A 20,743-nucleotide genomic window follows, 5' to 3' on the forward strand; every position below is an offset into this window, starting at 1 on the left:
CTGATTTGAAAGACCTACGCTCGCGTGGGCGTTCCGGTGGGCCCCCTGTCTCAGGTGGGCCCACCGGTCCGTTCGGACTCATCCGGCCGCGTAGACGTCCTCGACGTAACGCCCGGACGCGATCAGGTCGTTCAGCCACTGCTCGGAGTCGCCGCCCGGAGTTCGGTCGGCGTGGAGCGTACGGAAGGCCGCACGGACGCCGGGTGCCATCCGGGAGCCGTCGCCGCAGACGTAGACACGGGCTCCGGCGTTCAGCAGGTCCCAGACCTCGTCCGCCTCGGCGGCGATCCGGTGCTGTACGAAGGTGACTCCCCCGACAGGGGCCGCGCTGAAGGCCGGGCGCAGGGAGACCGCCCCGGCGGCCTCGGCGGCGCGGAGTTCATCGGCGTGGAGGAAGTCCGCGTCCGGGGCGTCACAGCCGAAATAGCAGACGGCCGGGGTGAGTTGGCCTCCCGTTTCGACTCCGCCCGCGATACGCGCGCGGCGGTCTGCGATGGCTCCGCGGAAGGGCGCGAGTCCCGTGCCCGCCGCGACCATGACGACCGGAGAGGAGTCGTCGACCCGGAACGCCTCGCGGCAGGGCTGGATACGGGCAAGCACGGTCTCGCCGGGCTTGACCGCGTTCAAGTAGGAGGAGCCCACTCCCCTGTACGTCCCGTTGCCGGAGCGGGCCGGGGCCTCCAGGAGCGAGACCATCAGGTCGACGCGGGCCGGGTCGGTCGCCGGGGACGAGGAGACCGAGTAGTGGCGCGGGCGCAGCGGCGTGAGCAGGTCTTGGAGGAGGGTCGGCCAGTCGAGCGCGCCGCACAGGGCGGGGTGTGCCTCGATGACCTCGACCAGTGTCCGCGGGTCGTCCGCGAGCGCCGCGAGTTCCCGGCGCTCCGGTGGGCACGGATTGGCCGCGGCGAGGACGGACAGCTGGTCGGCTGTGGGACGCTCCTGCAACTCGACGTGGTGTGACAGGAGTTGACGTACCGTCAGTGGCCGGTCGACCGTGATTCCGTCGCGGCGAGGGCGGACAGCCCGGATGTCCAGAACCGTGTCCAGGTCGAGGCCGAGCGCGGTGGCGGTCCGCTCGACGAGGTCCGGGTCGTTGACGGGAAGCACCGTGAGGTGGTCGCCGGTGCGGTAGGTCGCGCCGTCCGGCAGCGCCAGGCGGAGGAAGCGCTTGGCCCTCGGGTGGCCCGGCGCGGTGAGGTCGTACGCCTCGGTGACGGTCATGGGGACGAGGCCGTGCCGCTCTGCGAGCGCGTCGAGAGGGCCGCCGGTCACCGTGCGCACCTCGTACGCGGGCATCGGCTCCTCGGTGCCGTCCGTGGCGTCGGGGTCGCCGTGCCGCTCGAGGAGGGCGGCGCACAGTCGGGCCGTGAAGGCGCGGACCGCGCCGCCGAGGTCGCCCGAGGCGTCGGCAGCCGTGCGCTCCAGGAACCGCGTGCCGCCCAGTTCCGCGAGGCGCTCGTCGATTCGGGTCGGGAAGTGCTGGTAGGTGGCGGCCCAGTTGCGGTCGCCGACACCCAGCACGGCGTAGGTGAGGTCGTCGGCCCGCTCGGTCCCGTCGAGCCGGGCGGCGAAGGCGGTGGCGTCGTCCGTGGGCTGTCCGTTGTAGGAGGCGGCGGTGATGACGACGAGGCGGTCGGTGGGCAGACCGGCGGCGTAGGCGTCGAGGGGTGCCACTTCCGTCTCGCAGCCGATCGCCATGGCCTCGTCAGCGAGGGAGGCGGCGAACTCGCGGCAGGTGCCGTAGTTGCTGCCGTGCAGGAAGAGGGCGCGGGTGCCGGGGCGTACGCGGGAGGGCAGGGCGGACCGCGGGTCGGACGATGCCTCCGACGGGATCTGGACCGCGCCCGGCATCGGGGCGTGGACGCGGTCGGCGGCCGTGCGCGGTGAGAGCGTGAGCGTGAACCCGTCGGGCTTGAGGGTGAGGGTCTCCTTGACCGTCAGCCGGTAGTCGGCGTGGTCGTGCAGGCGGTAGCGGTGGACGATCATCGCCAGGAGCATGGTCGCCTCGTGGAGCGCGAACTGCCGCCCGATGCAGGCGCGTTCACCGGTTCCGAAAGGCTTGAAGGCGTGCGGTGAGCGTGCGGCCTCCGCCTCCGGTGTGAAACGGGACGGGTCGAACAGCTCGGGGTTGTCGCCCCAGACCGGCTGCCTGTGCAGCATCGGCCCGAGCACGGTGACCGTCTCCCCGGCACGCAGCGGGATCCGGCCGCCGAGCACGGTGTCCTCGCGGGCGAGCCGGCTGAACGCGGCGGCGGTCGGGTAAAGCCGCAGCGCTTCGTTGAGCACCTGCCGGGTGTAGGTGAGCCGCCCGACCTCGTCGAACGTCGGCTCGGGGTCGGCCGTACCGCCCCACAGCGCGTCGACCTCGCGCTGCACGAGCTGGAGTACGACGGGGTGCTTGGCCAGGTAGTACAGCGCGAACGACATCGCTCCGGACGTCGTCTCATGGCCTGCGATGAGAAAGGTGATCACCTGGTTGCGGATGTTGGCGGTGTCGAGCGTGCTGCCGTCGGCGGGGTGCTCGGCGGTGAGCATGAGCCCGAGGAGGTCGTCGGCCTGGTCCTGCGCCTCTCCCACGCGGGCGGCGATCACGTCGTCGACGACCCGCGCGAGATAGTCCGCGTCCGCCCGGAAGGCCGCGTCCGCCGCCGCGTGGTCGCTGCCCGGCGTGCGGGCCAGCCGCGTCATGCTCCACTCCAGGCAGCGGACCATGGACTCGACGAAGGGATGCGGTTCGTCCCGCTCGAAGGAGCCGAAGTCGTAGCCGAATCCGGCGAGTCCGATGGTGTCGAGCGTCATCCGCGTCATGTCGTCGGGGACGTTCACGGGCTCACCGTCGCGAGCGCCGCGGTCCCACGACTCGATCAGGCGGTTCGCCACGCGCAGCATCACGGGGTGGTACGTGCGCATGGAGCCCAGCGCGAACGCCGGCATCAGGATGTCGTGCGCCTTGGCCCAGTTGGGCTCGTTGTTGTACGCGGTGAACAGTCCGTCGGCGGCGAACTCGCGCACGTTCTCCAGGGCGGGCCCGATCGCCTTCGCGAAGCGGCTCTCGTCGGCCAGATCGGTGACCAGGTCGAGGTCGCTCACGAAGAGCGCGTCCCTGCCGTGCAGCCGTCGTACGAGCGCGGGTCCGTGCTCGCGCATCAGTCCCATCACCTGCTGGAGCGGGGTGCGGCCGGGGCCGGTGGCGGAGATGTCGATCAGGGGGAGGCCGTGGGGGGACGGGCCCTGGCCGGGCAGGTCGTGGGGGGTGCCTGCTGTTTGGGAAGTGTCTCCGGCTTGGGGGGTATCTGCGGCTTGGGGGTGCGGTGCGGTGGGGGGCATGGCGCTACAACTGCCTTTCGCGGTACGGGGAGTACTGCGATCCAGCTTGATCGCGTGGCGTAGGCCGCCCGCGCCGTGGCACTACATGATTGTGCAGTCGAAAGTTTGCGACAGCACTTGCGGAGGCCGTGAGAAGTGGAATGCCCAAGTCCTCGGTCCGGACTCTGCACCCGGTCGGCGTCGACCGGCGCCGACGCTTGTGGGGCTGCGGCGCCGCCCGTGCGGGAGCACGATGGAGTCAGCGGTACCGCGGCCGGCACAGGACCACGTGGGCTGCGACCACGACGACCCGCGACAACCCCGGGACGGCCACCGATGACAGGCGAACCGACTTTCTTCGAACTCGGCGTGGCCGACCCCGAGCGCGGGCGCGTCTTCTACCAGGCCCTCTTCGGCTGGACCCTGGAACCCGGCCCCAGCGGGCGCGGCTTCGCCATCAGCACCGGCGGCGTCCCGGGCGGCCTGCACGGCGGCGACAAGAACGCCTCCCCCTACCTGTTCTTCCGCGTCGACGACCTGGACACCGCCGTCGCCAAGGTCCGTGAACTGGGCGGCACCATCGAGGACATCGGTGAGGACGGCGACGAGGATGGCGAGTCGACCGCCCGCTTCGGCCGGTTCAAGCTGTGCCGCGACGACCAGGGGTCGGCCTTCGGGCTGCATCAGCCACCGAGGGGCCAGTGAGGGCTTGAGCTGCGGGGGAACCTCAGGCAGCCTCTCTTGACCTTGACGCAACGGCAGGGTTTCTACTGAGAGCCATGCGGATCTGAGCGATCACCTCGCTCGTCGGGGCGATCCCACCAGAGAGGACACCGAGATGGCTACCGAGATGGACACCACCGTGGACAAGAACCTGGCCCGGTTGCGCACTGCCTACGCGACGCTGGAACGCGGCGACCTCGACGCGTGTGTCGAGATGCTGACGGAGAACTTCATCGCCAACGTCCCCGGGGTGGCGGACCCGCTGTACGGTCGGGAGACCTGGCGCCTCGGGGCTCAGGCCATGCTGGAAGGCTTCCCTGACCTGCAGATCAATGTCGAGGACATGTTCGGCGTCGACGACAATGTGGCGGTGCGGGTCCACTTCCGCGGAACGCATCGGGGCGACTTTCAAGGGGTCGCGGCGACGGACCGACAGGTCAGTTTCCGCAGCATCGAGATCTACCGCATCGAGGGTGACAAAATCGCCGAGGAATGGGTCGCCCCAGACATCATCAGCCTCATGCAGCAGATCTCGTCCCCGCCGGCCACTGACCAGTAACCTCAGGGTGAAATCAACTCAGTTGCCGTCTGCCGGTCGAAGCGGATGATGCGCAGACATCTGCCATAGCGGAACGCACCGCCCTGGCCCTGAACACCGTGAATGACGCCCGTAGATGAAGCGCCGCCGATACGCTGGAGGGCGGCCATGAACCGGGGGCGGGGCTGGGGGCGGGGGCATGGATCCGCGGATGCATTTGTCGGTGGGCGGATACGTCTGCGAGCGCGAGCTCGGCCGGGGCGGGCAAGGTGTGGTCTGGCTCGCCCGGGACCGGACTGGGCACCGAGTAGTGGTGAAATTCCTGCTGCCGGGCAAGGAGTACGACGAGGTCGCGCTCGCCCGTGTACGCCGGGAGTTCGGCGCGGCGAGCCGGGTCGGTGAGCTGGCCACCGCACGGGTCCTCGACGCCGATCTGACCGGACGACACCCGTACATCGTCAGCGAGTTCGTCCCGGGTCCGACGATCCAACAGCATGTGGCCGACAACGGCCCGCTGTCCTCCGGGCGGCTCCAGTCCCTGGCGCTGGCCGTCGCTCACGCGTTGGCCCAGGTGCACCGGGCGAGTGTCGTACACCGGGACATCAAACCGTCCAACATCCTGCTCTCCCCGGACGGCCCGCGGATCATCGACTTCGGTATCGCCCGCGACGACCGGTTGCCCGAGTCGGCGCTCACCACACCGGGCAGCGTGCTCGGCTCGCCCGCGTACATGTCGCCCGAGCAGGTCAAGTCGCTCCAGGTCACCAGCGCCTCCGATGTGTTCTCACTCGGCGGCACGCTGTACTTCGCCGCCACCGGGCGGCATCCCTTTGACGGGGAGGCCGGTTACGAAGCGTTCGTCGCCGTCTGCGAGCGCGACGCGGATCTCACGGCCGTGCCGGAGCCGATCCGTTCGGTCATCGCCGACTGCCTGCGCAAGGACCCGGCGGAACGTCCCACCGCTGCCCAGCTCGTCACTCGGCTCGCGGGGGCGGCGGAGGCGACGGCGAACGCGCAGACGGAGTCGGGTACGCATCCGCAACCGCCCGGACGCGTGAGCGGCGGCGCCGGCCACGGCACGAGCGCCAAGCAGCTGCGGCTGTGGGGGTTCGCGGCCGGTAGTGCCGCGGCGGCAGTGCTCCTTGCCATCGTGCTCAGCACCAACTCGGGGGGATCACCCACGGACGGCGACCCGCAGGCCAATGGCTCGGACTCCGCGTCGTCCGGGAGATCCACGAGCCCCCAACCCCTCTCGTACACGGATGACTTGACCGACTCGGGCGACTGGTCGTACAAGGACCCGGCCCTGGGGAAGGTCACGCACGAGGGCGGGACCATGCTGGTGGATCCCAAAATCCAGCTGGAGGTGTGGCCGCAGGCACCCTTCGAGCCGTCCTCGTTCGCGGTACGGCTGAGCACCCAGACGACCTGGTACGGGGGCGACGGCGGGGTCGGGCTGTGGTGCAACGGCTCGGGGGACTACTGGAAGGGTTCCCGCTGGACGACCTACCTGACCACGGGTCAGGAAGCCCTGATCGTGCGCGAGTTCCGGTACAAGGGAACCTTCCAGCACGACCGGGTCGTCGAGGTCGACCTCGCGGACGTGGGCCTGAAGGTGGCCAGCCAGCAGGAGATCGACATGTCGATGACCTGTTCCCCGGCCGGCGAGGGCCGGATCAAGGTGGAACTCGCCGTCGACGGCACCCGGGTGGCCTCGTACACCGGCGCCGCCTTCGCCGAGCGGGGCTGCGGTGTGGCGGCCTTCCACTACAACGCGACCGACCCGCAGGGCACGGCCTTCCACGCGGGTTTCGAGCGCTTCACCGCGTCCGAGCCGCTGGCACGCTGACGACGCGAGCCACTCCCCCGGTCTCCCACATCAGCGCCCTGCCTCAGCCGTTGGTACCGCTGCTCCCAAGCCCAGGTCGTGTTGGCCTTGTTCAGGGCGAGGGCGTGAAGCCGGCGGAAAGATCCAGGTGGAAAGGGGAGCCCGGTGCCGTGGGCGTCCAGCCCTCACGAAGAGCACGCTGGATGGTCTGGGCAACATCGGAGGGCAGTACGGGCTTGGCTTCAAGTCCGAACCAGTTGCTCGGGTGTGGCTGGTCGGTCGCTACCACGAGCGTTGTCCCGGGCACGTCTGCGTGCTCGACCGCGTAGGTGCACGGTGTCCAGGCAAGCCCCTGGAGGTAGGTCGGCCTGCGCCGCAACCGCCAGCGGTAAGCCGTACCGTCGACAACAATGCGTCGCGATCCCCTGCGGCCCAGCGCCATGGCTCCTCCTCAACACGGAGGATGCTAGCCACTCCGACCCGCCCGGTCGCCTCAATTTCTGTCTCCTTCAGCCCCGTTCACGGCCGTTCATCGAGGATCAGTTGGAAAGCGTGTTGGGGGCAAGCCCTCTCAACCTTGAGCTCTAGTCCCCCAGTTGTAGTGCTGATCTTCATTCCGGCTTGAGCACGCCCCGGGCGATGACCACCTCACGCAGACGCGCGGCCATCGAGGCCGCTTGCTCCGGCGACAGCGTCAGAACCCCGTTCTCCGTCATCAGAGCGTGGAACTGCTGCTCAGGGTAGGGAACGCCAACCGGCAGGGCGGCGATGTGCCAGTGCAGATGCGCATTGCCCTGCTGGCTGCCGAGCGAGTACAGGTACGTGCGCTCCGGCTCGCAGACGGCCTCGACGGCGAAGGCGATCTCCCGGACGAACAGCATGAGCCGGCTGTAGGCCACCTCGTCCAGATCGCGCACGACGTGCTCGACGTGCACCTTCGGCGCGACCAGGACCTTGCCCGGCACCGTGGGCCACCTGTCCAGGAACGCCACGTGATCGGCATCCTCAAAAACCGTCGCATGCGGGTAGTCCGAGTTCCCGGTCAGGAACGCACAGACAAAGCACGGGCCGATCCGGGTCCGCTCCACGTACATCTCGAGATCCATCGGCTGTCGACCCGTTGACACCTGCGCACCTCTCCGTAGGGGGTGCACCAGTCTGCCGCAGCCCTACGACGCACACCGGCGCAAAGGGGGCCGACAGCTCAAGATCGGGATCTGCAACTGGAGTATTCGCCGCGCAGCCGTGCCTGGGCCGTAGGGTCACCCCAAGGAGGGGGAGAAATGACGCCTCTGGCGATCACATGGACGCTGCTCAGCCACGGCTGGGCTTCCGTCAAAGTGGCCGACGATCGCGGCGAGGCAGAGGCCATCGCCTCTTACGTCACTGACGGACCCGGGCAGTTCCTCTACGCCGTTACCAGGCTCGTCCTTGGCGACGCAGACACACGCGCCGAGTTGGAGGGAGAGCCACAGGTGTACTGGTGGTTCTTCCACCGAGATGGATCTGTGGTTGATATTCGCCTGGTCCTGGCCGACGACGACCGGGCGCCGGACCGTTCCGGAACGGTTCTCTGGTCGGGCAGCCACACCGTCACGGAGCTCGCACGGTCGGCCGTCCGGGCCTTCGACCGGATTGATCACGAGCACGGTGAAGTGTCCTACGAGTCCCAATGGGGCCGGCCGTTTCCCCGAACCGAACTTGAAGTCCTGCGAGCCGCGATGCGGGCGCACCGCCCTGACCCGCAAAGTCCCCGGGCCACCAAAACCGCCGACAAGTCCCAGGGCAATGAGAAGGCCGCAACTACAGCAACCAGCAGCGCTCGGTAGCCTCCCCCAGCACCTCGGATGCGGCCGGTGCGACCGCAGCTGACCGTTGTGCAGAGCGACGGATCGGAAGGCGCTGTGCAAGGGTCTGTCCTTTGGGGCAGGCCCTTCGGTCGCTCAGGCAGCCGCCGACCGAGACCTACCCGTCGAGGTGCTCGGCCCACCATCCTCGGTCGGCTTGCCAATCCTGGAACCAGGTCACGAAGTCGGCCTCTGGCTCGCTTTCCTCCTCCGCGTCCATGTACGGAGCCACGCATCCGTCTCCCAGCCACCAGACCCGGCCGCGCTGAGGCCCTGCGACCACGAGTACCCAGAACTCGCAGTCACGGTTGCCGCCCAGGAGCACCGAGCCGTGCTGATAGATGCCGTGGAGTAGGGGTGAGTGTTCAACGTGGTCGTAGTAGTCGTACTCCCACTGCCACTCCTCCTCCAGGGGGAAGGGCTCAGTGAACTTGCGTACAGCCGCGCCGTCGAATGGTTCGGGGCTGAGCCAGCAATCGGCCTTCCAGCTCTGCCAGTTCTCAGGAAGTCCGCCCAGAGGAAGGAGCACGTGCGCCATGGCTGCCCCCTCCAACGAACCGTTGGAAACCTCCGCGACGAACGTACGGTAGGGCTCTGGCAGTTCGATGCCGTGAGCGGCTTCCCACTCCCGTACGCCTGCCCAGCCAAGGGGAGACCGTCGAAGATCCCCGGGGACAGCATCACTGAGGACGGAGATCGCACGTCTCAGGCGGTGCTGCTCTGAGCTACCTGTCATGCGCGTAGTGAACACCAGGCAGGACGGTGAAGGTCAGGAACCCCGGCCTCAGTTTTCGCTGCCGAATCGCCCCCTTGCTCACCGTGGGCCAGCGCGATTACCGCGGCCCGCTACGTACGACGCCGCCGGCGCAGGAAGCTCTCCCACCCCGGCTCACGCAGGTGGAAGTACGCCGTGTACCGATCCCAACTCCACCGATCACTGGACGGATCGCGACGGATGCGTCCTTCGGCCAGGAGCCTGTTGAGACCCCCGCGGATGGACTCGGGGAGTGGGCCCGAGAGCCAGCGGTGGCCTGGACAGGAAAGAATGTCGCGCCGGAAGAGGTCGTCCATCAAGTTGTCGACAGCATCGATGACTTCGGCATCCGGACCGTCGAGCAGCGGCCAGGGCATTCGGTTCAGCACCCCACAGATTTCGGCATGAAAGTGCTCGGCCTGCTCGGCCCTCGCGGCAGCGATGAAGGCATCCTCCATCCCCGGGAGGCTACCCATCGCCACCGACGGATCCCAGGCCCGGAACATGCTTCTCACGCGTCCGGGCCCGTGCCAACCATGTACGAGGTCTTCCTTCGTGGGGAAGTGCCGGTACACGGTCATGGGTGACACGCCCGCCGCTTCGGCGACGTCGGTCACGGTCGTGGCGTCGTATCCGCGAGGAGTTCGACCACCTCTTCTGGCTCGCGTACGCTCTCACTCAACCAGGGACACCAGGAGGCAGCCGGCTTCCCGGACACTCAAAATTGACATGCCCCGTTCATGATTAATTCATCGGGGGTTCATTTCCTCCCTCGAATCTCCCGATCATGACATCTCGAAGAACCTCGCTGAGGCTGGCCCTGTCCACGGGAATCGCCGCCTTGATGCTGATCATCGCCGGCACTCTGTCACCCGCCTCGGCGGCGACGGGCACCTGGATGTACATGAACGACTTGGGGCAGCCCTGCCTCACCTCGTCGACCGCAAGCAGCAACATCTGGGTGCAGTACAGCTGTTCGGGAAATGGCGCTACGACCTGGCACTGGGGCTCGGAGACGAACTCCTGGCAGGGGCACACGATGCGCCGACTGGTCAGCAACGCCAGCGGCGACTGCCTCACGACGGACTACGGGGCTGAAACGAACGACGTTTACGGGGCCCCCTGTGGAGGCGGCCGCACCGGACAGTTCTGGACCGCCGACGACGACCAGATCCAGAACCAGAACACGAACTACCTCCGCACCTCCGACAGCGGCGACGGCGTCTTCACCAGCCCGAAAAGCGTGATCGCCGACTACGGCATCAACGAGACCCGGTTCGTCTGGTGGGGTTTCCTCCTCTGACAAGTCCGGCTCCACCGACGGCCCGCGACCGCCGACGGCCTACGGCACCGTCCTCGCGGGCACGCAAGCCCGGCCACGCCGTGAACGCGCCGCCCGATCGCACCGGCAGAGCACGGATCGGAAGGCTGTGAGGGGGTGGGTGCCGAGCACCCGGAGTTCTGGTATCCACCAGGTCCGGGCGCTCGGCACCCACCTCCCTTTTGGCCGCCACACCCCTCTCTCGACACGGCCGCCGACGAGCCTCGGTCCGGATGAGGCGGACGCATTGCCGATGAACCGCAAGACGGAGCCCAGGGCCTGACCCGTAACTCGTGGTCACGGGCAAACGGGGGCCGGTTGGCCTGGGAGGAGTACTCGGAGCGCGGCTCTCACGCGTCCGGGTCGGCGCCGACGATGTCATCGCCGAACGCGGCAGTGAGCGCCTTCGCGATCAGGTCGGGCAGTTCGGTCCGGCCGTCGTCCTCGGCCCAGCGCACCAGTGCCGTGTGCATCGCGGCGAGGCAGGCGCTGGCAGCCGCCTGGGCTCGGAAAGCCGTGTCGGGATCGGTGCCGTCGTCCCCGAGGGCGTCGACGATCGCCTGCTGAAGGGCGTAGTTGTTGTCCAGGTGCCTGGCCCGCAAGGCCGGCGTCGAGATCATGAGCCGGAGGCGGGCCAACAGGAACTGCTTGTTCGCCGTCAGGTCGTCTCCGTTGCCGCCGCTGGTCAGCTTCGTGGCCGCGTCGATGAGCGCGCCGCTGATGCGTCGGACCAAGGGCTGCGCGGCGGACGACGCGGCGATCCGCTCGGCGACGAGCCGACCGTTCTGGTCGACGAGCACCAGGTCTTCCTTCGTGGGGAAGTGCCGGTACACGGTCATGGGCGACACGCCCGCCGCTTCGGCGACGTCCGTCACGGTCGTGGCGTCGTATCCGCGCTCGATGAACAGCCGTACCGCGTGCGCCTGAATCATGCGCTGCGTGTCGGCTCTCCGCTGTGCTCGCAGGGTTGAGTGCTGCTCGGGCATGTGATAGACCCTACCGCAATGGTAGTGACTACCAGATAGGTAGTTACTCACAACCCGGGGCGGGGACATGGGTGATCTGATCGGCAGGACGGCTCTCGTGACTGGAGCATCGCGCGGCATCGGGCAGGCGATCGCGGTCCGGCTGGCAGCAAAGGGCGCCGTGGTCATCGTGCACTTCGGCACGGACGAGGACGGCGCGAAGACGACGGTCGACGAGATCGAACGCGGTGGTGGAACCGCGCTCACCGTCGGGGCGGAGCTGGGCGTGGATGACGACGTCGAGACACTGTTCGCGGGAGTCGAGGCCGGCCTCGCCGGGCGGCCGCTCGACATCCTCGTGAACAACGCGGCGGCTGCGCCCGCCGGTCCACTCGGAGCCACGACGCGGACGGAGTTCGACCACCTCTTCGCGGTGAACGTGCGGGCGCCGTACTTCATCATCCAGCGGGCATTGCCACTGTTCCGCGACGGTGGCCGCATCATCACGATCTCGTCCGTCGCGACCCGGATGGCCAACCCCACCCAGACGTCCTTCGCCATGACGAAGGGCGCGGTCGAGACGATGAGCATGACCTTGGCCAACGAACTCGGGGTCCGAGGAATCACGGTGAACGCGGTTGCCCCCGGCGCCACCCGGACGGCGACCAACGCATCGGCCTTCGAAGCGCCGGGGCTGGCCGAGTTCATCGCCGGATCGACGGCCCTCAACCGGCTGGGCGGACCCGACGACGTGGCCGAGGTGGTGGCGTTCCTCGCCTCCGACGCGGCGCGCTGGATCACCGGTCAGGTCATCGACGCAAGTGGTGGCCTGTTCCTCGGTCCGCGCGCCTGATCACCTCACTGGGGCGAGCCACCCCGATCATCGGCAATGCCACCGGGCCCGTGGACAATGCCGGGAACGCCGATCAACGACCAGAGGCGGACAAGAGGTGGACCTGACGCGGGCGGACGCCGTGGTGTGGCGCAACCGTGCCCTGCTGCTGTTCGACCGGATTCCGATGCCGGTCGCGGTGTGCGACGTGTACGGGGTGATCGTCCTGGCGAATCCGGCGATGGCGACGGAGTGGGGCGAGACGCCGGGCAGACTGCGGGGCCGGAACGTGTTGGACCTGTTCCGCCCGCAGGAGGCGACGCAGGTGGAGCGGATTGCGCAGGCGCTGCGGCTGCGGCACCGCTCCCGGTACCCGGTCTCGGTGCGCTGGGACGCGGCCGACGGGGTGCGGCGCCACGGCGAGTTGACCGCTGACCCCGTCAGCGACAGCGCCGAGACATCCACGGCCCTACTGGTCACACTCCGGGTGCTCGGGGAATGCCCCGACCCCGACCCCGGACGCACCGAGCCGTCCGCCCCGCCCGCCGGCGCCACCGAGGCGCGCATTCTGGCCCTGCTCGCCGGAGGCGCGACCACGGCCCGGGCCGCGCGGGAGACGGGTCTGACCGTGGACGGCGTCAACTACCACCTACGGCGCCTGTCCGACCGCTGGGGCGCGTCCACCCGTACGGAACTGGTCGCCCGCGCCTACGCGCTGGGCGTACTCACTCCCGGCGTGTGGCCGCCCACGGCCGTTCCCGCCGTACCCGCCGTACCCGCCGCACCCGCCGCACCCGCCCCCTGAGGCGCACCGAAGCGTGCGAGGCAGTGCCACACCTTCTTCAGGTCCTGCACTTCGTATCGGCCCGTGCGCGCCGCGTCCCCGATGATCCGTGGGTCGAAGTACCCGAACTCGGCAATCCTGGCCCCGAGTTCGACGAACTCCGGGCCACGGAAGTCCGGGTGGAGTCTCAGCTCCTCGACGGAGAGCCGGTATCCGGGATGCCACTCGACCGGGCACGGCAGTCGCAGCGCCGCGGTCTCGACCGGCGTTCCGCGGTAGGACTCGTCGAGGACCAGGGCTTCCATGTCCCGCGCCAGTACAACCCTTCCGTGCACCTGCGCCTCGATGTAGTCGTCGAGGGCGTCCCGGTCGTCCGCCTCGGCCTGCTCGATGAGCGACATCCCGGCGGCGACCCCGAACCCGGACGGCTCGGCCGCGCTGTCGGGGTAGCAGAAGGTGGCCCGCCGCAGTGCCTCGCCGGTCAGCCGGAAGTGTGAGGATCCGAACCGGGGTGCGGCGCCGACCAGTTGGCGCCGGAAGTTCAGCCCGCCGTACACGGGGCGTTCGTGCGCGGGCGCCGTGTCGTACGCCGCCCCGAAGATCCGGCTCTCCCAGCGCCAACGGTCGCCGCCGGGGTGGGCGGTCAGCCCGCCGTTGCTCGTGCCCGTGACGAACTGCGAGTGGTACGTGCCGTCCTGGGCCAGCGCCTCGAGGATCGGGAGTCCGCGCACGAGCCGGTCCGGGTGGAGGTTCAGGGTCACTCTGAGCGCGGGATCCAGTGCCGGGCCGGAGGAGTGGGCTGCGACGTGACGCACGGCCCGCTCCTGCGGTGTGCGGCCGTTCCCGAAATGCATTGGAATCTCTCCGGTGGGTCTATGTAGCTTAGCCAACAACCTAGTACTCCTAGGTTTTGAGCCCGCCCGACCCCAGGAGCACTCCCCCATGAGATCACTCACCGAGCAGGACATCCGCAGCTCGTTCATCAACTGCTCCAAGGGCGAGGCCAAGCGCCTCCCGACACCTCGCGATCTCGCCGAACGCCCCTGGGACGACCTGGACTTCCTCGGCTGGCGGGATCCCGGAGCACCCGATCGCAGCTATCTGGTCACCGAGCGGTCCGGCGATGTCGTCGGCGTCACCCTGCGCCTCCCCTCCTCCCAGCGCGGCTTCCTGCACCGCAGCATGTGCTCGCTGTGTCTGACGACCCACCCGGGCAACGGTGTCTCGCTGATGACGGCCCGCAAGACGGGGGCGGCCGGCCGCGAGGGCAACTCGGTCGGCATCTACATGTGCACCGACCTCGCCTGTTCGCTGTACGTACGCGGCAAGAAGTCCCTCGAATCCGGCAGCCGGTTCGAGGAGAGCCTCACGGTGGAGCAGCAGATCGCCCGGACGGTGGGCAACCTGTCCGCGTTCCTGGAGACGCTCCGCGCCTGACACCCGCTCGGGCGGACTTGTTAACGGCCGGGAAACCGGTGTGCGGGTCCACGGGAAACATGAGTGCCGCATTTTTTCCTCTACGTACGTAGAAGAAAAACGTCGCGCCCTCACCCTGGAGATTCCATGAGCGCTCCGTCCCATCCGCTCGACCCGCTCACCCCCGCGGAGATCTCCGCCGCGCGCGAGATCCTCCTCGCGGCGGGCCTCGTGGCGGACACCACACGGTTCGCCTATCTCGGGCTCGATGAACCGGCCAAGCAGGAACTGCCCGGCCGTGCGCCGGACGCCCGGGCCGACCGCCGTGTGCGGGTCCTGTTGCAGGACACGGCCGGCGCGCCAGCCCACGACGTGGTCGTGTCGCTCTCCCGTGCGTCGGTGGACAGCGACCGCGTCCTGGACCCGGTCACCGATGGACAACTCCCGGTTCTGGACGAGGAGTTCGGACTGGTCGAGGAGATCCTCGCCGGGGACGAGCGGTGGCTCGCGGCGCTCAAGGCCCGGGACCTGGACGTTGCCCGGGTCCGGGTCGCTCCGCTGTCCGCAGGGGTGTACGCGGAGGAGTACCCGCAGGAGTCCGGGCGCCGCATCCTGCGCGGCCTCGCCTTCGTCCAGGAACACGCCAAGGACCACGCCTGGGCCCACCCGGTCGACGGCCTCGTCGCCTACGTGGACGTCATCGGCCGCACCGTCGACCAGGTCATCGACCTCGGCCCCGTCACCGTCCCCGCCGAATCCGGCAACTTCGACGACCCCGCCGTCACCGGCCCGCTCCGCACCACCCAGAAGCCCCTGGAGATCACCCAGCCCGAGGGCTCCAGCTTCACCCTGGACGGCAGCCTGCTGCACTGGGAGAACTGGTCGCTGCGCATCGGCTTCGACGCCCGCGAGGGCCTAACCCTCCATCAGATCACCTTCACCGACCGGGACAAGGGGCAGGAGCGCCCCCTCATCCACCGCGCGTCGATCGCCGAGATGGTCGTCCCGTACGCCGACCCCTCCCCCGTACGGTCCTGGCAGAACTACTTCGACACCGGCGAGTACTTGATCGGCCGCTACGCCAACTCCCTTGAGCTGGGCTGCGACTGCCTCGGCGACATCACGTACATGGACGCTGTCATCGCCGACGAGTCGGGTGCCCCGCAGACCCTCACCAACGCGATCTGCCTGCACGAGGAGGACTACGGCATCCTCTGGAAGCACACCGACCTGTGGGCGGGCTCCGCCGAGACGCGCCGCCAGCGCCGCATGGTGCTCTCGTTCTTCACCACCGTCGGCAACTACGACTACGGCTTCTACTGGTACCTCTACCTCGACGGCACCATCGAGTTCGAGGCCAAGGCCACCGGCGTCGTCTTCACCTCCGCCCACCCCGGCGGCGACCACCCGTACGCCACCGAGATCGCGCCGGGCCTCGGAGCGCCGTACCACCAGCACCTGTTCTGCGCGCGCCTGGACATGACGCTCGACGGGACCGCGAACCGCGTCGAGGAAGTGGACGCCGCCCGCGTGCCGATCGGCCCCGACAACCCGCGCGGCAACGCCTTCACCACCCGCCGCACCCCACTGACCAGGGAGAGCGAGGCGCAACGCACCGCGGACGCGTCCGTGGACCGGGTCTGGCACATCTCCAACCCCGACTCGCTCAACCGCCTTGGCCATCCGGTCGGTTACGCCCTGTTCCCCGAGGGCAAGCCCGCCCTCCTCGCCGACCCGGCCTCCTCCATCGCCGCGCGCGCAGCCTTCGCCACCAAGCACCTGTGGGTCACCCGCTACGACCCCGCCGAGCGCTACCCGGCCGGTGACTTCGTCAACCAGCACCCGGGCGGCGCCGGGCTGCCCGCCTACACGGCCGCCGACCGTGACATCGACGGCCAGGACATCGTCGTCTGGCACACCTTCGGCCTCACCCACGCCCCGCGCCCCGAGGACTGGCCGATCATGCCCGTCGACTACACCGGCTTCAAGCTCAAGCCGGTCGGCTTCTTCGACCGCAACCCCACGCTCGACGTGCCGCCCAACGCCTCTGCCCACACCGCCTGTTCCACGGGAAGCTGCCATGACTGAGCAGACACGGCAGGCGCCCGCCGACGCCGCCGACATCGCTCCCCCGTCCGGTCTGCGCGGGTCGGTCGGGGTCGCCGGGATCGTCTTCCTCGTGGTCGCCGCGGCGGCCCCGCTCACCGCGATCGGCGGCGCGCTGCCGGTGATGTTCGCCATCGGCAACGGCCCCGGCGTACCCGCCGCCTATCTGGTCGTCGCGGTCGTCCTGCTGCTGTTCAGTGTCGGCTACGCGGCCATGAGCAGGCACGTCGTGGACACGGGGGCCTTCTACGCGTACGTCACCTCGGGCCTGGGCCGGATCATCGGTTCGGGGGCCGCGAGCCTGGCCCTGCTGACGTACACCGCGATCCAGGCCGGCATCTACGGGCTGGCCGGTGCCACCCTGAACAGCCTGGTCACCGGCTACGGCGGGCCCGATGTGCCGTGGTGGCTCTGGAGCGGGGGGCTTCTGCTGCTCGTCGCGCTGCTCGGCTACCGCAACATCGACGTCGGCACGAAGGTGCTGGCGGTGCTGCTCGTCCTCGAAGTCGGCATCGTCGCCGTGGTCGTGGTGGCGATCCTGGCTCAGGGCGGCGCGGACGGCATCGACGTCACCTCCTTCACCCCGAGCGCCTTCACCTCGGGCTCCCCCGGCATCGGCGTGATGTTCGCCGTGGCCTCCTTCGTCGGCTTCGAGGCGACCGCCATCTACGGCGAGGAGGCCCGCGACCCGAAGCGCAGCGTGCCGCGCGCCACCTATCTCGCGGTCACTCTGATCGGCGTCTTCTACGCCCTCGCCAGCTGGGCGTTCGTGCTGGCCGTCGGCAGCGACCAGGTGCAGGAAGCGGCGGGCAAGGACCCGGCGGGGCTCGTGTTCGCGGTCGCGGACCAGTACGTAGGAGGTGCGGCCTCCGACCTGATGCAGATCCTGCTGGTCACCAGCCTGTTCGCGGCGCTGCTCGCCTTCCACAACGCCATCGCCCGCTATCTGCTCTCACTGGGGCGGCAGAACAGCGCGCCCGCCGTGCTCGGACGCGTCCACGAACGGCACGGGTCGCCGCATGTGGGCTCGCTGGCGCAGAGCGCCTCCGCCGTGGTGCTGGTCGCGGCCTTCGCCGTGGCGGGGGCCGATCCGGTTCTCGAGCTGTTCACGTGGATGAGCGGACTGGCCACGCTCGGGGTGCTGGTCCTGATGATCCTGGTGGGCGTCGCCGTTGCGGCCTACTTCGCCCGTACCGGAGTGGACCACCGGCTGTGGCACACCAGGGTCGCGCCGGTGCTCGGCACTGTCGGCCTGTTCGCCGTGCTGTGGCTGGTGCTGGACAACTTCACCACGCTGATCGGCGGTTCGGCCTGGCTGGCCCGCGCCTTCGAGGCGCTGGTCGTGCTCGCCTTCGCGGCCGGCGCGGTGTCCGCGGTACGCCGTCGTGCGTGAACTGCTGTGGGTGACCGGTCTGGCAGGCGCGGTGCTGTGCCTGGCCGGTCACCTGCCCGGCCCGGTGCGGCGATGGGGACCGCACGCGGTCGCGGCCGCCGCCATGACGGCGGCGGCCCCGGGTGCGGGTTCACGGGAGCTGCTGCTCGCGTCGGCCGCCACCGCCGCGGCCTGCGTGTGGAGCGCCCTCACCGGGTGCGCGAGGCGAAGCGCCGACCTCGCCGTGATGACCGTACTGACTGCGGCGATGGTGCCTGCCCACCTGCATGCCTCAGGTCCTTGGCTGCCCGTGTTCTTCCTGGCGTGCTGGGCCGTCGTCAGGTCCGGGACCGCGCTGTTCCGGCGGGTCTGGCTCAACTCCCCTGCGCGGCAAGGACATTCGAGCACCCGGACCGTACTGCTCGGCGAGACCGGCGGTCTGCTGATGATCGCGGGTATGGCCGGGATGTTCGGCTGACTTCGAGCTTTGGCTAAGGTCGGTCACGGCGGAGCTCCAGCCCGTAGCGCCCGAGAACGAGGACAGGCATGCCGAAGATCGTCGACCATCAGGAGCGGCGTCGGCAGATCGTCGAAGCAGTGTGGGCCCTGATCGCACGCCGTGGACTGGACGCCGTCACCATGCGAGACCTGGCCGCCGAGGCCGGGTACTCCAACGGCGCGCTCGCCCCCTACTTCCGCAACAAGGACGAGATTCTCCAGGCCGCGTTCACCTTCGCGTTCGAGAGCACCAACACCCGGGCCGAGGATGCCATCGTGGGCGCGAGCGGCCTGGCGGCGCTGCGCGGGCTCTGCCTGGAGATCATGCCGCTGGACGAGGTACGGGTCATGGAGGCCCGCGTGGTCATCGCCTTCTGGGACCGCGCGGTCCACGACGAGCGCATGACCGCCGTGCACGAGCACGCCATGGACCTGTGGCGCGAGCAGATGTACACCTACCTGCGGCAGGCTCGCGCGGCCGGCGAAGTCACCACCACGACCCCCGACGTACGCGTCGTCGACACCCTGCTCGCCACCCTCATGGGTTTCCAGATCAACGCGCTGCTCGCACCGCACACCACCGGCGCCCAGCGCCAGGAAGCCGTCCTCGAAGGGCTCCTGGACTCGCTCCGGTGATCAGCTCTCCGCCACCGCGAGCACGATCTTGCCCCGGTTGTCGCGCTGTTCCAGCCGCTCATGCGCTGCGCGAGCCCCCTCCAGCGGGAACACGGTCTCCACGGGTACGCGGTACGTGCCCGCCGCGACCCGCTCGGCCAGTTCCCGCAGGTCCGCGCGAGGGTCGTAGCCGTGGATCTGCAGGTTGGTGAGCTGGAAGCCGAGGACGGACGCGTTCTTCGGGTAGAAGTCGCGGGTGTCGACGGTGCTCGACTCCAGCGCGACGTTGGCGAGGGCGACGACCCGCCCGCCGTGTCCGATCTCGCGCAGGCTCCGCCCGAAGGCACGGCCGCCGACGGTGTCCAGGACGACGTCCGCGCCCCGTCCGCCGGTCAGCCGCAGCACCTCGTCGACCTCCGCGTCATCGGGATGCGCCGAGGTGTCGACGGTGGAACCGGCGCCGAACTCGGCCGCCCAGGCGGTCTTCTCCGGTGAACCGGCGATCGCGATGACATGCGCGCCCGCCTCGGCCGCGATCTGTACGGCCGCGCTGCCGACCCCGCTCGCGGCGGCCTTCACCACCACGGTGTCGTCCTTGGTGACCCGGGCCAGCCGGCGCAGGCAGTACCAGGCGGAGAGCCAGGCGACGGGCAGAGTGGCGGCCTCCGTCAACTCCACGCCGTCCGGCAGAACGGTCACCCGCTCGACGGGCACGACGGCCAACTCGGCGTAGAAGCCCGGTGAGTCCACGCCGTCCAGCGCCATGACCCGCTGCCCGACGGCGATGCCGGTCACACCCTCCCCCACCGCGGCGACGGTTCCGGCCGCCTCCACGCCCGGGATCAGCGGCGGGCGCCCCGCCCGGTGGTAGACCCCGGCGCGGACGAGAGCGTCGACCCTGTTCACTCCCGCCGCGACGACCCGCACCAGCACCTGGCCGGGCCCTGCGACCGGGTCCGGCACCTCCACCGGCACCAGCACCTCGGGCCCGCCGAACTCGTCGATCCGCACCGCACGCATCTCAGTACCTGCTCTCTCGGGAGGACACACCGGAGCACCGCGGCAACCTCAAGGCCGAGGCAGCGACACCAGTTGAACTGGTGTCACCATGCGACACCCCATCAACCGGTGTCAAGGGATAGACTCGCGCCATGCCCCGCGTACCTGCTCCCCCTCCACCGGACGCCACCGACCCGGCGCCGGTGTTCCCCTTCATCGGCGGACGCCCCTGTCTGAACTTCGTGGCCACGCTCGGCAAACGGCACGGCGACACCCCCCTCGAACGGCTCCCCGACCCCGCCGCCCTCGCCCGCTGGATCGGCGAGGCGGGCCTGCACGCCGGGGACGACGACGAGCCGGTGCACATCACCGCCGACGACCTCTCCCACGCCCGCACACTGCGCGAGGCCCTCTACCGGCTCGTACGCGCCTCGATGGACGGTCTGACTCCGGACCCCGCCGATGTCGCTCAGGTCAACGAAGCGGCGGCCCTCCCCGACCTCGCCCCCCAGCTCGCCGAGCCGCACGGCGGCTCCTTGCCGCCCCTGTACTGGAAGGCCGACCGCCCCGGGCCCGCGGCCCTCGCAACCGTGGCCCGGGATGCCGTACTGCTGGCCGGCGGCCCCCTGCTGGCCAGAGTCAAGAAGTGCGAGAACCCCGACTGCTCCCTGCTGTTCCTGGACGACTCCCAGGCCCGCCGCCGCCGCTGGTGCTCCATGGACCGCTGTGGCAATCTCGCGAAGGTGGCCGGTTACCGGTCCCGCAGCCGGGCCGCCTCCACTCGCTGAAGGTTCACCCCGTTACGTTCGATGCACCTATGGAACGGGAAAGGCCCAAGG

The 20,743-nt window shown here is 69.5% G+C and carries 20 protein-coding genes and 1 pseudogene; 13 read left to right on the forward strand and 8 right to left on the reverse strand.

From position 1 onward, the window contains the following. Window positions 1–78: 78 nt before the first annotated feature. Window positions 79–3,327, reverse strand: a complete 3,249-nt coding sequence (locus OG246_RS33355) for a bifunctional cytochrome P450/NADPH--P450 reductase (RefSeq protein ID WP_266471972.1) — start codon at window positions 3,325–3,327, stop codon at window positions 79–81. Between the two features lie 315 nt (window positions 3,328–3,642). Here OG246_RS33355 and OG246_RS33360 point away from each other — a divergent pair, with 315 nt between their 5' ends. The 3 genes from OG246_RS33360 to OG246_RS33370 all read left to right on the forward strand — a co-directional run bounded on the left by OG246_RS33360 (window position 3,643) and on the right by OG246_RS33370 (window position 6,416). Beyond that, window positions 3,643–4,011, forward strand: a complete 369-nt coding sequence (locus tag OG246_RS33360) for a VOC family protein (RefSeq protein WP_266471974.1) — start codon at window positions 3,643–3,645, stop codon at window positions 4,009–4,011. Between the two features lie 145 nt (window positions 4,012–4,156). Next, window positions 4,157–4,588 (forward strand): ester cyclase, encoded by a 432-nt coding sequence (locus OG246_RS33365; protein WP_266471976.1) that lies wholly within the window; start codon window positions 4,157–4,159, stop codon window positions 4,586–4,588. Between the two features lie 190 nt (window positions 4,589–4,778). Then, window positions 4,779–6,416 carry a serine/threonine-protein kinase gene (locus OG246_RS33370; RefSeq protein WP_266471977.1) on the forward strand — a complete coding sequence of 546 codons (1,638 nt, stop codon included), beginning with the start codon at window positions 4,779–4,781 and terminating at the stop codon, window positions 6,414–6,416. A 91-nt stretch (window positions 6,417–6,507) separates the two neighbouring features. On the opposite strand, the gene OG246_RS33375 is transcribed toward OG246_RS33370, so the two are convergent. Together OG246_RS33375 and OG246_RS33380 are read right to left on the reverse strand one after the other, a co-directional pair. Continuing rightward, window positions 6,508–6,837 carry a hypothetical protein gene (locus OG246_RS33375; RefSeq protein WP_266471980.1) on the reverse strand — a complete coding sequence of 110 codons (330 nt, stop codon included), beginning with the start codon at window positions 6,835–6,837 and terminating at the stop codon, window positions 6,508–6,510. Window positions 6,838–7,006: 169 nt separating this feature from the next. Further along, window positions 7,007–7,501: an HIT family protein gene (locus tag OG246_RS33380; RefSeq protein WP_266471981.1), complete on the reverse strand. Its 495-nt coding sequence runs from the start codon at window positions 7,499–7,501 to the stop codon at window positions 7,007–7,009. A 177-nt stretch (window positions 7,502–7,678) separates the two neighbouring features. On the opposite strand from OG246_RS33380, the gene OG246_RS33385 reads away from it, so the two are divergent. Continuing rightward, the gene (locus OG246_RS33385) at window positions 7,679–8,224 is read left to right on the forward strand and encodes a hypothetical protein (protein WP_266471985.1); all 546 of its coding nucleotides are present in this window, start codon (window positions 7,679–7,681) and stop codon (window positions 8,222–8,224) included. 136 nt (window positions 8,225–8,360) lie between these two features. On the opposite strand, the gene OG246_RS33390 is transcribed toward OG246_RS33385, so the two are convergent. Both OG246_RS33390 and OG246_RS33395 read right to left on the reverse strand, forming a co-directional pair. After that, a complete protein-coding gene (locus tag OG246_RS33390) occupies window positions 8,361–8,780 on the reverse strand; it encodes a hypothetical protein (protein ID WP_266471987.1) in 420 nt (139 codons plus the stop codon). 755 nt (window positions 8,781–9,535) lie between these two features. Then, window positions 9,536–9,631: pseudogene (locus tag OG246_RS33395) on the reverse strand (TetR/AcrR family transcriptional regulator); the annotation flags it as partial. A gap of 152 nt (window positions 9,632–9,783) precedes the next feature. Between OG246_RS33395 and OG246_RS33400 the strand changes: the two are divergent. Then, window positions 9,784–10,299: an RICIN domain-containing protein gene (locus tag OG246_RS33400; RefSeq protein WP_266471989.1), complete on the forward strand. Its 516-nt coding sequence runs from the start codon at window positions 9,784–9,786 to the stop codon at window positions 10,297–10,299. 368 nt (window positions 10,300–10,667) lie between these two features. On the opposite strand, the gene OG246_RS33405 is transcribed toward OG246_RS33400, so the two are convergent. Continuing rightward, the gene (locus OG246_RS33405; protein WP_266471991.1) at window positions 10,668–11,303 is read right to left on the reverse strand and encodes a TetR/AcrR family transcriptional regulator; all 636 of its coding nucleotides are present in this window, start codon (window positions 11,301–11,303) and stop codon (window positions 10,668–10,670) included. 67 nt (window positions 11,304–11,370) lie between these two features. On the opposite strand from OG246_RS33405, the gene OG246_RS33410 reads away from it, so the two are divergent. Beyond that, window positions 11,371–12,135: an SDR family oxidoreductase gene (locus tag OG246_RS33410; protein ID WP_266471994.1), complete on the forward strand. Its 765-nt coding sequence runs from the start codon at window positions 11,371–11,373 to the stop codon at window positions 12,133–12,135. Window positions 12,136–12,232: 97 nt separating this feature from the next. Beyond that, window positions 12,233–12,919 (forward strand): PAS domain-containing protein, encoded by a 687-nt coding sequence (locus OG246_RS33415; protein ID WP_266471996.1) that lies wholly within the window; start codon window positions 12,233–12,235, stop codon window positions 12,917–12,919. Here the strand turns inward: OG246_RS33415 and OG246_RS33420 are convergent. After that, window positions 12,823–13,752, reverse strand: a complete 930-nt coding sequence (locus tag OG246_RS33420) for a DUF3626 domain-containing protein (RefSeq protein WP_266471998.1) — start codon at window positions 13,750–13,752, stop codon at window positions 12,823–12,825. The two genes, OG246_RS33415 and OG246_RS33420, sit on opposite strands and share 97 nt — an antisense overlap. Before the next feature lie 88 nt (window positions 13,753–13,840). On the opposite strand from OG246_RS33420, the gene OG246_RS33425 reads away from it, so the two are divergent. The 5 genes from OG246_RS33425 (at window position 13,841) to OG246_RS33445 (ending at window position 18,926) form a co-directional block, all read left to right on the forward strand. Next, on the forward strand, window positions 13,841–14,335 hold the full coding sequence (locus OG246_RS33425) for an FBP domain-containing protein (protein WP_266472001.1): 495 nt from the start codon (window positions 13,841–13,843) through the stop codon (window positions 14,333–14,335). 126 nt (window positions 14,336–14,461) lie between these two features. Beyond that, window positions 14,462–16,402, forward strand: coding sequence for a primary-amine oxidase (locus OG246_RS33430; RefSeq protein WP_266472002.1), 1,941 nt, complete (start codon window positions 14,462–14,464; stop codon window positions 16,400–16,402). After that, on the forward strand, window positions 16,395–17,813 hold the full coding sequence (locus OG246_RS33435; protein WP_266472004.1) for an APC family permease: 1,419 nt from the start codon (window positions 16,395–16,397) through the stop codon (window positions 17,811–17,813). Before OG246_RS33430 ends, OG246_RS33435 begins: the two co-directional genes overlap by 8 nt. Continuing rightward, window positions 17,806–18,270 carry a hypothetical protein gene (locus OG246_RS33440; RefSeq protein WP_266472007.1) on the forward strand — a complete coding sequence of 155 codons (465 nt, stop codon included), beginning with the start codon at window positions 17,806–17,808 and terminating at the stop codon, window positions 18,268–18,270. Before OG246_RS33435 ends, OG246_RS33440 begins: the two co-directional genes overlap by 8 nt. 68 nt (window positions 18,271–18,338) lie before the next feature. Then, window positions 18,339–18,926 carry a TetR/AcrR family transcriptional regulator gene (locus tag OG246_RS33445; RefSeq protein WP_266472009.1) on the forward strand — a complete coding sequence of 196 codons (588 nt, stop codon included), beginning with the start codon at window positions 18,339–18,341 and terminating at the stop codon, window positions 18,924–18,926. Here OG246_RS33445 and OG246_RS33450 read toward each other — a convergent pair whose 3' ends face one another. Then, on the reverse strand, window positions 18,927–19,925 hold the full coding sequence (locus tag OG246_RS33450) for a zinc-binding alcohol dehydrogenase family protein (protein WP_266472012.1): 999 nt from the start codon (window positions 19,923–19,925) through the stop codon (window positions 18,927–18,929). A 131-nt stretch (window positions 19,926–20,056) separates the two neighbouring features. On the opposite strand from OG246_RS33450, the gene OG246_RS33455 reads away from it, so the two are divergent. Beyond that, entirely contained in the window at window positions 20,057–20,692 is a 636-nt protein-coding gene (locus tag OG246_RS33455; protein ID WP_266472014.1) for an ABATE domain-containing protein, read from the forward strand. Window positions 20,693–20,743 lie beyond the last annotated feature (51 nt).

This window comes from Streptomyces sp. NBC_00620, assembly GCF_026341825.1.
In the GTDB taxonomy this organism is placed as follows: domain Bacteria; phylum Actinomycetota; class Actinomycetes; order Streptomycetales; family Streptomycetaceae; genus Streptomyces.